The following is a 12733-nucleotide window of genomic DNA, read 5'->3' as shown; positions in this document are numbered from 1 at the left end:
GGGCCTCCCGTCCGCCGCGACGCGGCTTCAGACGACGACGGAGCCGAGCATCCGGTGCGCGATCGAGATCGACTCCCCGCTCAGCGCCGAGAGCGGCGACGACAGGAACGCGACGAGGTCGGCGATCTGCTGCGGGCTCGACTCGCCGCCGGCTCCGCGCTGCACCTCCGACGAGGGCTCGTCGGTGACGGTCCCGGGGTTGACCACGTTCACGGCGACGCCGGACCCGGCGCACTCGTCAGCGAGGTTCTTCGCGATGACGTTCGTCGCGGTGTTCCGCAGCGACGCGGTGATGTTGCCCGCGATGTAGGCGTTCTGGCCGCTCACGACGACGACCCGACCGAAGCCCGCCTCCCGCTGGTGGGGGAGCACGGCGTTCGCGACGCGGAGGAAGCCGAGTGCCTTGCCGTCGATCGCCTCGGCGACCTGCGCGGGGTCGGACCCCCGAGCCGGGTCGAGGGTCTGCGCGCTCGGGGCGGCCGTGACCACGAGCACGTCGATCCGCCCGTGCCGCTGGAGCACCGACGCGACGCCGGCGTCGACCGAATCCTGCGACGCGGTGTCCATCGACACGCTGTCGTCGTCGTCCCCGGCGCTCCGGGAGGCCACCACGACGGTCGCCCCCTCGGTCCGGAGCCGTTCGGCGACGGCACGACCGATGTAGCCCTTCCCTCCGACGACGAGCGCGACACGTTCCGAGAGTTGCAGGTCCATGCCGGCCACGCTACGCGCGGCCCGTCGGGCCGGTGCCCGCGCGATCCGGCCACACCCGCCGCGCGATCGGGCCACTCCCGGACGGCCGCTCAGTGCGGCGCGCCGACCATCGGCCGAACCGAGCGGTCCTCGGACGAAGCGGACCGCGCACCACTGATCAGGAGGCGACATGACCGACCGACAGCAGCCCCCGGGGAGCGACCAGGAGCTCAGCCCGACGGCGGACCACGGCGAGCAGTCGTACCGCGGGTCCGGCAAGCTCACGGGCAAGCGGGCGGTCATCACCGGCGGGGACAGCGGCATCGGCAAGGCCGTCGCGATCGCCTTCGCCCGCGAGGGTGCCGACGTGCTCATCAGTTACCTCCCCGACGAGGAGGACGACGCGCAGGACACGAAGCGCTGGGTCGAGGAGGCGGGGCGGGCGGCGGTCCTGCTGCCCGGCGACGTCAGCGACCCCGCGTACTGCCGGTCCGTCGTCGCCACCGCGGTGGAGCAACTCGGCGGGCTCGACGTCCTCGTGAACAACGCGGCGTACCAGATGACGCACGAGACGATCGAGGAGATCAGCGACGCGGAGTGGGACCACACCCTCGCGACCAACCTCAGCGCCTACTTCCACCTCGTCAAGGCCGCGCTGCCGCACCTCGGCCCCGGCTCGGCGATCATCGGGTCGAGCTCGGTGAACTCGGACAACCCGAAGCCCGACCTCGCGCCGTACGACGTCACGAAGGCGGGCGTCGCGAACCTCTCGGCAGCGCTGGCGCAGCTGCTCGGCCCGCGTGGCATCCGCGTCAACAGCGTCGCGCCCGGGCCGATCTGGACGCCGCTGATCCCCTCGACCATGCCTCCGGAGGAGGTCGAGCAGTTCGGGAAGCAGACCCCGCTCGGCCGTCCCGGACAGCCCGCGGAGCTCGCCCCGGTGTACGTGCTGCTCGCGAGCGACGACGGCAGCTACGTCTCCGGTGCGCGCGTCGCCGTCACCGGCGGTACCCCGATCCTCTGAACCGCACCACCGAACGAAGACAGGAGCACGATTTGTACTTCCACAAGCAGGAACTCCAGTTCAAGTCCACGCCCGACAAGCCCGACGCCGTCTACGCGCGCAAGCTGCAGGAGGTGCTCGGCGGTCAGTACGGCGAGATCACCGTCGCCCTGCAGTACCAGTTCCAGGCGTGGAACATGCACATGCCCGGCAAGTACCGCGACCTGGTGTTCGGCATCGGCGCGGAGGAGATGGGCCACGTCGAGATGCTCGCGACGATGATCGCGCAGCTGCTCGAGAAGAGCCCGCTCGGCATCACCGAGGACGCCGTGCAGGACGACCCGACCGTCGCGGCGATCGTCGGTGGCACGGACGTCCAGCAGGGCATCGTCGCCGGAGCCGGCGCACGTCCGGTCGACAGCAACGGCAACCCCTGGCAGGGGTCGTTCATCACCGCGAGCGGCAACCTGCTCGCCGACTTCACGGCGAACGCGAACGCCGAGATGCAGGGCCGCGTGCAGGTCGCGCGGCTCTACCACCAGACCGACGACGCCGGGGTCCGGGACCTCCTGTCGTTCCTGCTCGCGCGCGACACCATGCACCAGAACATGTGGGCGACGGCCGCCGCGGAGCTCCGCGAGAAGGGCATCGAGGACTTCCCGGTGCCGAGCAACTTCCCGCAGGCGAAGGAGAACCAGGAGGTCAACTACCAGTACCTCAACTTCTCCGACGGCAAGGAGGCGGCGAACGGCCCGTGGGCGAGCGGCCCCTCGTTCGACGGCAAGGGCGAGTACACGTACCACGACGGTCCGACGACCTCGTCGCCGATGCCGCCGCCCACGCATCCGGACGTCCGGTTCTACGGCACGACCGAGCTCCCGAACGTCGTCGAGAAGACGGCCGGCACGGTGCAGGACAAGCTCAACAAGGAGTAGTCCGCGGAACGAAACGCGCGCGTTCCGACGTGGCACCCGTCGATCGACCGGTGCGATGTCGGAACGCGCGCGTTTCGTTGACTGATGGGGCGGACGGACGGGAGGCGCGGTGCCGCTGAGCGGGGCGCGCCCGTCCGTCATGCGGTCACCGCGCGGTCGTCGCGATCGTCCCGGTCTCGTCCGCCGGTTCCGGCGGCGGGGCGAAGACGCCGTCGTAGAGCCGGACGACGCTCCAGCCGGCCGTGAGCGCCGCCGTCCCGAGGACGGCGGCGACCCACGGCACGAACCCGGAGAACGCGCTCGGCGCGACCACCCACGCGAGGAACGCGCCGACCGTGCTGCCGGTCGCCCCGAGCACCAGGGCGACCCGCCTCTCCAGACTCGTCGCGGTGAGCGCGACGGTCACGGCCCCGATCGCGAGCAGCGCGTTCAGGAGTGCTGCCATCGCGCCTCCGACCTACTCGGAGGCCCCGCCGCCGACGGCGAGCTGCTGGGACCCGCTGCCCACCGCGACCTCGATCTTGCGCGGCTTCGCCGACTCCTTGACCGGGATCGTGATGCTCAGCACACCGTTGTCGTAGGTCGCGGTGATGCGTCCGGCGTCGAGGTGGTCGCCGAGCGTCAGCTGGCGGACGAACGTGCCGGGCTGCCGCTCGCGCGTGATCCACTGCGAGCCCTCCGGGGCGCCGAGGGTGCGCTCGGCGCGGATCGTGAGGACCGAGCCGTCCACGTCGACGTCGACGCTGCCCGGGTCGATGCCCGGCAGGTCGACGTCGAGGACGTAGTGGTCCCCGGTGCGGTACAGGTCCATCGGCATCGAACGCGGTCCGCCGGCGCTCCCGAGCAGGGATCCGGCGAGGCGGTCGAGCTCGCGGAACGGGTCGAAGTTCATCGTCATCGTCGTCAACTCCTTCACGTGATCCTCGTTGAGTCCCCTCGACTCAACTGCCATCCGTTCTAGCACTCGAACCCAGAGAGTGCCAACAGTGCGCTCCGAGGACGCTGAGGGTCAGGCGAGGAGCGGCTCGAGGCGGTCGGCTCCACGCTGCAGGAGCGGCAGGAGGTCGCCGGGGGAGTCGATCCGGGGCGCCGCGGCGGACAGCGTGAGTCCGGCGACCAGCAGACCGTGCTCGTCGAGGACCGGGACCGCGAGGCACCCGAAGCCGGACCGGAACGCGCCGACCTGCCGGACGACCTCGGTGCCGCCGTGCGCGTGCAGTCGCCCCATCGCGCTCGCCCCGGGGTCTGCGCGGAGCCCCCGCTCGTCGAGGAGCGGGAAGTCGGGGTCCACGTCGACGTCGGCCAGCCCGGAGGCGTCGTACCGGGCGAGGTGCACGCCGGCGCGGACGCTCGACCGGACCTCGGCGAGGACGGACCGCACCGCGCGTGACAGCGGCGGGAGGGACGGCGCTGCCCCGAGCCCGGCCAGCTCGGCGACCTTGTGCCCGAGGGCGAAGCCCCGCAGGTCGGACAGGCGGACCAGGTACTCGTCCTCGACGAGGAGCGTGATGAGCCGGTAGGTCGTCGCCCGTGGCATGCCGAGTGCCTCGGACACCTGCTGCGCGGTGGTCCCCGGTCCCGATGCGGCGACGGCCTCGAGCACGGCGAAGGCGTTCTGGATCGCCTTCGGCTGGCGTGCGCGCAGGCCGGGGTCGCTCACGGCCGGTCGCCTCGGCCGGTCCGGTCGGGGTCGTCGGGGCGCAGCCGGGAGGCACCCAGGAGGTCCGTCTCGACGGGCACGTCCCACACGGCCCGGCTCCTCGCGCGCCGCCACGGACGCCGTCGGGTCACGACCGCGAAGGCGAGCAGGACGACGGCGACCACTCCGACGACCAGCGCGACGGCGGGCCACCGGTCGCTCGTCGCCTCGACCCCGGCGTAGACCACGAGGACTCCCGTCAGGAGCGCCGCCGTCACGACCGCGACGGTCGCGACCCGGGCGGTCAGCTCGCCGATCCGACGGAGGAACACCGGCGCGGCGACGCAGGTGAGCGCGTAGGCGACGAGGTACCCGAGTGCGGCGACGGCGAGTTCGGTCTCCATGAGCGTCCACGTCGCGACGCCCGCGGTCAGTCCTGCGACCGGGACCGCGGTCAGGACGACGCTCGCCACGATCCCCGCGACGAACGGCGTCCGGAAGCGCGGGGACGTCCGACCGAACACACGGGGGAGCACGCCCTCGCGGCCCATCGCGAAGAGCACCCGGACGAGCGCGGTCGTCGACGCGATCGCGCACGCCGCGAACGAGGCCGCGATCGCGAGGTCGAGCACCCACCCGACCCAGCCCACACCCGAGGCGACGGCGAGCTCGTTCACCGGCGAGGCGCTCGTCGCGAGTTCTGCTCCCACCGCCGCGAAACCGGACTGCTGGGCCACGGCGCTGCCGAGGTAGAGGACGCCGGCGAGCAGGACGGTCCACGAGATCGCGCGCGGGATCGTGGCGAACGGGCGGCGGGCCTCGACGCCGAGCACCGACGCGCTCTCGAAGCCGACGAACGCGGTGACGGCGAGTGCGGTCCCGACGGAGAACGGCGCCGGCATGACGGGGCCGAGTGCGACCGCCCCGAGGTTCGGCGGTCCGCTGCGGGCCAGCAGGGCGATGACGAGCACCGCGATCACCGCCACCGAGACGGTCTCGACGAGCAGCGTCAGACGGGTCGACAGCCGGACGCCGACGGCCGTCACGGCGAACACGACGGCCCCCGTGACGAGGACCACGAGCACGGTGACGAGCACACCGCCGTTCCCGAGCGGGACGAATCGCGACAGCACGTACTCGAGGTAGTAGCCGGTCCCCGTCAGCGAGAACACCGCGATGCACCCCGAGCCGAGGAGCAGCGCTGCACCGCACACCACGCCCGCGACCGGTCCGAGGCCGAGGGACACGTACGTGTAGAGGGAGCCCGGGCCCGCGACGCGGCGGACGAACTCGTTCACGGTGCGTCCGACCAGGAACGAGAGCGCCATCGCCGCCAGCAGCGACCACGTCGCACCGCTGCCGGCGACGGACGCGACGAGCACCGGGATCGTGGTCGCGGCGGCGGACGGGGCCACCGCGGAGACCGACTGCGCGAGCACGTCGACCGGCCCGACACTGCGTCGCGAGAGTCCGTCGACGGGCGAACCCGCACCGACGCCCGGCACCCGGGGCGGGTGGGCTATCGCACGGTCGAGGGCGGTCACCCGGCCACGGTAGGGCCCGCGCGTTGCCCCGGTGTGGCGGCCGTGTTTCGGGCAGGTACCGGCGGAACGGGACGCCGGCGACGAAGGTGTCCCGTTCGGGTGCGACCGGGTTTCACCTCGGCGGTACGTGGCCGCAACGGCGGCGCGGGACCGTGGTGCCGACCCCCGAAGCCACCCGAACCGGAAGGCCACGATGTCCAGCATCACGAAGGACCCCGCGTCACTCGGAGCGCTCCCCGCCCCGCACGGCCGGGCCATGCACGGCTCCCTCGGCGTCACCGCGATCGTCTTCATGGTCGTCGCGGCCGCCGCACCGCTCACCGTCGTCGGCGGCGCAGCCCCGCTCGGCATGCTGCTCGGCAACGGCGTCGGGTTCCCGGCGCTCTACGCCGTCTCGGCCGTGGTGCTCCTGCTGTTCTCCGTCGGGCTCGCCGCGATGACCCGTCACCTGCCGCGGCCCGGCGCCTTCTTCACGTTCGTCGGGCACGGACTCGGACGTCCGGCCGGCGCGGGGGCCGCGACGCTCGCCCTCCTGACGTACACGACGATCCAGGTGGCCGTGCACGCGTACATGGGGTACCTGCTCGGCGTCACCGTCGCGGGCCTCGGCGCGCCGGACGTGCCCTGGTACGTCTGGTCGCTCGCCGTGGTCGTGCTCGTCGGCGTCCTCGGCTACCGGCACATCGACCTGTCGAGCAAGGTCCTCGGGGTCCTGCTCGTCGCCGAGGTCGGCATCGTGCTCGTCCTCGTCGCCGCCGTGGTGTTCCGGGGCGGCGCCGACGGGCTGTCGCTCGCGCCGTTCGCGCCGTCGCAGGTCGTGTCCGGCTCGCCCGGTGTCGGACTGATGTTCGCGATCGCGGCGTTCATCGGCTTCGAGGCCACCGCGATCTTCCGCGACGAGGCGAAGGACCCCGACCGCACGATCCCCCGCGCGACCTACGCGGCCGTGATCGGCATCGGGGTCTTCTACACCCTCGCGTCGTGGGCCCTCGTGATGGCCTGGGGACCGGACGGGGTGCTGGCCGAGGCGGCGGAGGACCCGGGGTCGCTCATCCTCACCACGGCGGCCCGGTACATCGGCGGTGTCGGCGAAGCGGTCCTCAACGTCCTGCTGCTGACGAGCATGTTCGCCTGCGTCCTCTCGTTCCACAACGTCATCACCCGCTACCAGCACGCGATGGCGAACGCCGCACTGCTCCCCGGTCGCCTCGGCCTCGTGCACCGACGACACGCCTCCCCGCACACCTCGAGCGTCGTCCAGACCGTCACCGCCGTCGTGCTCACCGCGCTGTTCGCCGTCCTCGGCCTCGACCCCGTCCTGCAGGTCTTCAGCTGGTTCTCCGGCGTCGCCACGCTCGGCATCGCCGTGCTCATGGCGGCCACGAGCCTCGCCGTCGTCGTCTACTTCCGCCGCAACCGAGCCGACCTCCGCGTCTGGAACACCGTCGTCGCGCCCCTGCTCGGCTTCGCGGGGCTGGTCGCGTCGGCCGTCCTGATCTGGGCGAACTTCCCGACCCTCGTCGGCGACGTGGACGCAGCCGGGCACAGCGTCTTCGGCGTCGTGAGCACCGTGCTCACCGGCCTCGTGGTGGTCGTCCCCGCCGTCGGGACCGTCCAGGCCCTGGTGCTGCGCCGGCGACGACGCGACCGCTACGAGCTGATGCTCGACCGCCTCGAAGCGGAGCAGTGAGCGGCACCGACCGGCGGCGTCCCGCCAGCAGGACCGACCGACAGCACCGACCACCCAGTCGGCGTGAGCCGACCCACCGACCCACACCGTGCCTCCCGACCGAACGCAAGGAACCACGCGCATGACCATCACCGAACCGACCGTCCCCGCCACCTCGACCACCCACCCGCTGGCGAGCCTCACCGCCCCGGAGATCACCCGGATCCGCGACGTCGTGACGGCGCAGCCGGACTGGACCGACACCACCCGGTTCGCCTACGTCGGTCTCGCGGAGCCGCACAAGCGCGACGTCCTGGCATGGCAGGCCGGGACCGGCGCAGTCCCGGAACGGTGCGCCCGCGTGATGCTGCTCGACATGGCGACGGGCCGCTCGACCGACAACGTCGTGTCGATCGACGGCGGTACGGTCCTGCGCACCGACGTCCTGGACGGCTCGCGCGGTCAGCTCCCGGTGCTCATCGAGGAGTTCGACGCCGTCGGCGAGATCGCGGCGGCCGACGAGCGGTGGGTGGCCGCCCTCGCGGCACGCGGGCTCACCGTCGAGGAGGTCAAGTGCGTCCCACTGTCGGCCGGGTACTACGACCTCCCCGAGGAGGAGGGCCGACGCATCCTCCGCGTGCTCGCCTTCCGGCAGGACCACCCCGCCGACCACGTGTGGGCACACCCCGTCGACGGGCTCTCGGTGTACGTCGACGCGGCGAACCGCACCGTCACCCGGATCGTCGACGCCGCCGACATGCCCGTCCCCGCGACCTCGGGCAACTTCGACGACCCGGAGCTCCAGGGCGAGCCGCTCGACCTCAAGCCGATCGTCATCACCCAGCCCGAGGGGCCGTCCTTCACGGTCGACGGTGAGTTCGTCGAGTGGGCGAACTGGCGGTTCCAGGTCGGGTTCGACCCACGCGAGGGACTGGTGCTCCGCCAGCTCTCCTGGCAGGACGGCGACCGGCTGCGCCCGATCGTGTACCGCGCGTCGATCGACGAGATGCTCGTGCCCTACGGGGACCCCTCGCCCGTGCGGTTCTGGCAGAACTACTTCGACACCGGCGAGTACCTCTTCGGCCGCTTCACGAACTCCCTCGAGCTCGGCTGTGACTGCGTCGGCGAGATCCGCTACTTCGACGCCGTCCTCGCCGACGAGCTCGGCAACCCGCAGACCATCACGAACGGGATCTGCATGCACGAGGAGGACTTCGGCACGCTCTGGAAGCACGAGGACATCTACACCGGCTCGCACGAGGTCCGCCGGTCCCGCCGCCTCGTGATCTCCTTCTTCACGACCGTCGGCAACTACGACTACGGCTTCTACTGGTACCTCTACCTCGACGGCACGATCGAGTGCGAGGCGAAGCTCACCGGCGTCCTGTTCACCTCGTCCTACCCCGGCCGGGACGCCGACGGATCGGACTACGGGTTCGCGTCCGAGGTCGCCCCCGGGCTGGGTGCGCCGTACCACCAGCACCTGTTCTCCGCGCGGCTCGACATGACCGTGGACGGGCTCACCAACGCCGTGGACGAGATCGACGCGGTCCGGGTGCCGGTCGGACCCGGCAACGAGCACGGGAACGCGTTCACGAAGCGGGCGACGCGCATCGCCTCGGAGTCGATGTCGGGGCGGCTCGCGGACGCGTCCCGTGGCCGGACCTGGTTCATCTCGAACACCGAGGAGCGCAACCACCTCGGCCGGCCGACCGGCTACGTGCTGTACCCGCAGGACGCCCCGGTGCTGCTCGCCGACGACTCGTCCTCGGTCGCGTCGCGCGCCGAGTTCGCCCGCAAGCACCTCTACGTCACGCAGTACGACCCCGCCGAGCAGTACGCGGCGGGTGACTTCGTGCACCAGAACCCGGGCGGGGACGGCGTCGCGCGGTACGTGCAAGCCGACCGGTCGCTCGACGGTGAGGACATCGTGCTCTGGCACACCTTCGGTCCGACGCACTTCCCCCGCCCGGAGGACTGGCCCGTGATGCCCGTCGACTACGCGAAGTTCACCCTGAAGCCGTACGGGTTCTTCCCGCGCAACCCCGCCCTGAACGTGCCGGCCGCGGTGTCGGCCGCCACGGACGCGCACTGCACGCACCACACCGGGCACTGACGTGACGGACGTCCTCGGGCTGGTCGCCGTCCTGCCGGCGTCCGCCGGAGCGTGCTGCACGGTCGGGGCGTGGCGCCCCGGCCGTGCGGTCGACGTCGTCGCGGCGATCACGATGGTCGCCGCGATGGCAGACGGCCTCCTGACGCCCCGCGTCCTCCCCGGAGCCGCCTGGTTCCTGGTCCTGGTCGTCCTGGCGGTGGCGCTCGCCGCGGTCGACCGGTCGCAGCGGAACGGCGCGCGTGCGGACCCGTCCGCGCGGCTGCACGCGGCGCTCGGGTTGCTGGTGATGGGCGCGATGGGCGTCGGGATGTCGCACGACGGCTCGATGCCCGGCATGCACGACCACGGCGGACCGGTCGCCGCGACGTGGGCGGCCGTGCTCGCCGGGCTGACCGCCGGGTACCTCGTCCTGACGGTCGCGGAGGTCCGCGGCTGCCTCCGGGAACGGGAACGGGAACGGGCACAGGAGCGAGGCCGGCGCCGGGCGGGCATGCTCCCGCTGCTCGAGACCGTGACGATGGGGACGGCGGTCGTGGTCATGGCCGTCGGCATGCTCTCCTGACGGCACTGTCCGAACGGTTCAGTGCGCGAATCGTCCAGGACGGAAACTGTTCGTTGCGCAAACCGTTCACCTCGTGAAAGAGTCTGGATCGTCCACGACGGACACCTCGACCACAGCAGGAAGGCGGGATCAGACATGCGCAGCACGTACACGGGGATGCCGCGACTCGCAGCCAGCGGACGGAGCCACCCCCGGGTCGGCCTGACCGACCAGGCAGTGATCGACGCCTTCGTCCAGCGTCGGATCGAGGATCCGTCGCTGCTCGCGAAGCAGACCGAACCGTCCTACGCCGACTTCTTCTCGGCAACCCTCGTCTGACCAGGAGCGCATGACCGCATGCCGTTGACCGTCGTCCGCCGCGAGCACGCCCACCTCTACGCCCGCCAGCCCCGCTCGGCCGCCGCCAAGACCGCGGTCGACGCACTGCTCCGCCTGCAGCACGCCGAGGAGCAGCAGATCGAGGCCGCACGTGTCGAGACCGGGCTGACGAAGAACGAGTCGCTCGCGCTCCGGTACCTGCTCCAGGCGCACCGCGACGACCGGCCGATGAGACCGAAGGACCTCGCGGTGATGCTGTCGGTGTCCAACGCGTCCGTCACCAAGCTCGTCGACGGGCTCGTCGCGTCGGGCGACCTCGTGCGGGCCGCGCACCCGACGGACCGTCGACAGCAGGTCCTCGAGCCGACCGACGAGGCGGCGGCGAAGATCGGTGTCTCCTACGCCTCGTTCCACGAGGCCGTGGTGGGCGTGCTGGACGGGCTGTCGGACGACGACAACGAGGTGCTCACGCGGACGCTCTCGGCGATCGTGGACGCGCTCGCGGAGGGATCGCCCGTGCCGGTCGACGAGTACACGGTCCCCGCCGACGCAGACTGAGCGACCATGCCGTGGTGCGGCGCGCGATCGTGCGCCGGCCCGTGCCCACGACCGGTCGCGCGGAAAACCTTCCAGCGGTAAGTTGGCGGGGTGACCTCCCCGGCCGACGACGACGCGGTCCCGCGACGACGCGGGTACCGCAAGGGCGCCGAGCGCCGGGCGCAGATCCTCGACGAGATGATCCGCATGGTCGCGGCGCAGGGCGTCGACGCGTCGTCGCTCCGGTCGGTCGCCGACGCGCTCGGCATCACCCACGCAGCGCTCCGGCACTACTTCCCGAGCCGCGACGAACTGCTGCTCGCGGTCTACCACGAGCACGAGGTCCGGTCGCAGGCCGATCCGGAGCGCGTCAAGTCGGCGATCGGCGACATGCGGGACAGTGCCGTGCGGAACCGAGCGGTCCCCGGCCTCGTGCAGCTCTACACGACGCTGTCGGCCGACGCGGTGCAGGAGGGGCACCCGGCGACCCGGGAGTTCATGCGCGAGCGCTTCGCCGCACTGCGCGCCGAGCTCGCCGAGTGGATCCGGGCCGACCAGGCCGCCGGGCGCATCCGCGACGACCTCGACCCGGTGGACCTGGCGAGCCTCGGCATCGCGGCGTCGGACGGCCTGCAGGTGCAGTGGCTGCTCGACCCGGACGCCGTCGACGGGGAGCGCGTGCTCCGCATGCTCGAGCGGCTCCTGCCCCCGGCGCCCTGACGCGACCGCGGCTCAGCGGGGCGCGGTGACCCTCGTCGTCATCGTGACGAGCCGCGCGCCGGGGACGTCCTCGACGCTGATCGTGACCGCGGGGTCGACCAGGTCGGCGAGGGACTCGGCGTGCGTGCCGCCGCAGGGGATCGCGGCGGTGCCCTCGGGCAGCGCGCACGTCCACTGCCGCCGTGCGGAGAGGCCGGGACCCTCGGCGTCGACGTGGATCGAGCCCCCGGCGGCGGTCCAGGCGCGGAGCTGCTCCGTCACCCGGGCAGCGATCGCGTCGGGGTCGTCGAACGCGCTCGGGTCGAAGCCCTTCTTCCGGAGCGACTTCCCGATCCGGTAGACGTCCTCGGACCGGTACTCGTGGATCGAGGACCGGGTGACGGCCAGCGCGTCGAAGGCCGGACGGCCGAGGGCGTCCTCCGGCACGGCCTTCGACCAGTGGTCCGCGAGCGCTGCGTCGAGGGCGAGGGCGGCGAGGTGGCAGGCACTGTGCGCGACGCTCAGCGCCGCGCGGTACGCCGCGTCGACGGTGACCGTGACGGTCTCGCCGACCCGTGGTGGGGTCCCTGCGACCACGTGCGCGACACCGAACACCCACCCTGGCGTGCCGGTCCGCACGGGCAGGGCGTCCCCGAGGAGCACGCTCCCGTCGTGGAAGCCGGCGACCCGCACCTCCGCCACCTCGTACGCGTCGTCGGGCCCCCGGAGGGCAACCCGGTCGGCTGGCTGGTCCGGCCAGGCGGTGTCGACCGGGTGCGCCGCGGTGCGGTCGAGGAACACGGCCCACCGGTCGTCGCCCGCGGGCTCGACCTGCAGGACCGTCCCCTCGCTCGTCAGGGCGCCCGCGGGGTAGGAGACCTCGGTGTCGGTCGTCGGTGCTGCCATGGTCGCGCCCTCCTGCTCGTCCGCCGGTCGACGGCGTCCACCCATCTTGGCGCGGACGCCGAACGACCCGTCGGAGGCGGGCCGACCGCGCGGGTCTCGTGGACCGGGGCGG

At 72.4% G+C, this 12733-nt stretch carries 14 protein-coding genes; 8 read left to right on the top strand and 6 right to left on the bottom strand.

Translation table 11 applies throughout. From position 1 onward, the window contains the following. Positions 1–27: 27 nt before the first annotated feature. Positions 28–714: an SDR family NAD(P)-dependent oxidoreductase gene (locus tag QPJ90_RS04680; RefSeq protein WP_290133310.1), complete on the bottom strand. Its 687-nt coding sequence runs from the start codon at positions 712–714 to the stop codon at positions 28–30. A 169-nt stretch (positions 715–883) separates the two neighbouring features. Between QPJ90_RS04680 and QPJ90_RS04675 the strand changes: the two genes are divergently transcribed. Then, a complete protein-coding gene (locus QPJ90_RS04675; protein WP_290133309.1) occupies positions 884–1717 on the top strand; it encodes an SDR family oxidoreductase in 834 nt (277 codons plus the stop codon). Between the two features lie 32 nt (positions 1718–1749). Continuing rightward, positions 1750–2631, top strand: coding sequence for a manganese catalase family protein (locus QPJ90_RS04670; protein ID WP_290133308.1), 882 nt, complete (start codon positions 1750–1752; stop codon positions 2629–2631). 145 nt (positions 2632–2776) lie between these two features. On the opposite strand, the gene QPJ90_RS04665 is transcribed toward QPJ90_RS04670, so the two are convergent. From QPJ90_RS04665 to QPJ90_RS04650, 4 genes are all read right to left on the bottom strand, one after another. Next, positions 2777–3076: a hypothetical protein gene (locus tag QPJ90_RS04665; protein ID WP_290133307.1), complete on the bottom strand. Its 300-nt coding sequence runs from the start codon at positions 3074–3076 to the stop codon at positions 2777–2779. A gap of 12 nt (positions 3077–3088) precedes the next feature. Then, entirely contained in the window at positions 3089–3529 is a 441-nt protein-coding gene (locus QPJ90_RS04660; RefSeq protein WP_290134165.1) for an Hsp20/alpha crystallin family protein, read from the bottom strand. Positions 3530–3640: 111 nt separating this feature from the next. Then, a complete protein-coding gene (locus tag QPJ90_RS04655) occupies positions 3641–4291 on the bottom strand; it encodes a helix-turn-helix domain-containing protein (protein ID WP_290133306.1) in 651 nt (216 codons plus the stop codon). Further along, complete coding sequence (locus QPJ90_RS04650) at positions 4288–5814, bottom strand: APC family permease (RefSeq protein WP_290133305.1); 1527 nt, start codon at positions 5812–5814, stop codon at positions 4288–4290. Before QPJ90_RS04650 ends, QPJ90_RS04655 begins: the two co-directional genes overlap by 4 nt. A 193-nt stretch (positions 5815–6007) precedes the next feature. On the opposite strand from QPJ90_RS04650, the gene QPJ90_RS04645 reads away from it, so the two are divergent. The 6 genes from QPJ90_RS04645 to QPJ90_RS04620 all read left to right on the top strand — a co-directional run bounded on the left by QPJ90_RS04645 (position 6008) and on the right by QPJ90_RS04620 (position 11736). Then, positions 6008–7504: an APC family permease gene (locus QPJ90_RS04645; protein ID WP_290133304.1), complete on the top strand. Its 1497-nt coding sequence runs from the start codon at positions 6008–6010 to the stop codon at positions 7502–7504. A gap of 121 nt (positions 7505–7625) precedes the next feature. Continuing rightward, positions 7626–9599 (top strand): primary-amine oxidase, encoded by a 1974-nt coding sequence (locus QPJ90_RS04640; RefSeq protein ID WP_290133303.1) that lies wholly within the window; start codon positions 7626–7628, stop codon positions 9597–9599. Position 9600: 1 nt separating this feature from the next. Continuing rightward, the gene (locus tag QPJ90_RS04635) at positions 9601–10161 is read left to right on the top strand and encodes a hypothetical protein (protein ID WP_290133302.1); all 561 of its coding nucleotides are present in this window, start codon (positions 9601–9603) and stop codon (positions 10159–10161) included. Between the two features lie 135 nt (positions 10162–10296). Then, the gene (locus QPJ90_RS04630) at positions 10297–10479 is read left to right on the top strand and encodes a hypothetical protein (protein WP_290133301.1); all 183 of its coding nucleotides are present in this window, start codon (positions 10297–10299) and stop codon (positions 10477–10479) included. An 18-nt stretch (positions 10480–10497) separates the two neighbouring features. Then, entirely contained in the window at positions 10498–11037 is a 540-nt protein-coding gene (locus QPJ90_RS04625) for a MarR family transcriptional regulator (RefSeq protein ID WP_290133300.1), read from the top strand. 90 nt (positions 11038–11127) lie between these two features. Beyond that, positions 11128–11736 (top strand): TetR/AcrR family transcriptional regulator, encoded by a 609-nt coding sequence (locus QPJ90_RS04620; RefSeq protein ID WP_290133299.1) that lies wholly within the window; start codon positions 11128–11130, stop codon positions 11734–11736. A 12-nt stretch (positions 11737–11748) separates the two neighbouring features. On the opposite strand, the gene QPJ90_RS04615 is transcribed toward QPJ90_RS04620, so the two are convergent. After that, positions 11749–12621: a metal-dependent hydrolase gene (locus tag QPJ90_RS04615; RefSeq protein ID WP_290133298.1), complete on the bottom strand. Its 873-nt coding sequence runs from the start codon at positions 12619–12621 to the stop codon at positions 11749–11751. Positions 12622–12733: the final 112 nt, after the last annotated feature.

It is taken from the genome of Curtobacterium sp. 458, from assembly GCF_030406605.1.
Classification (GTDB): Bacteria; Actinomycetota; Actinomycetes; order Actinomycetales; family Microbacteriaceae; genus Curtobacterium.
Note: the sequence above shows the minus strand (reverse complement) of the source record. Positions and strands in the feature narration are given on the sequence as shown.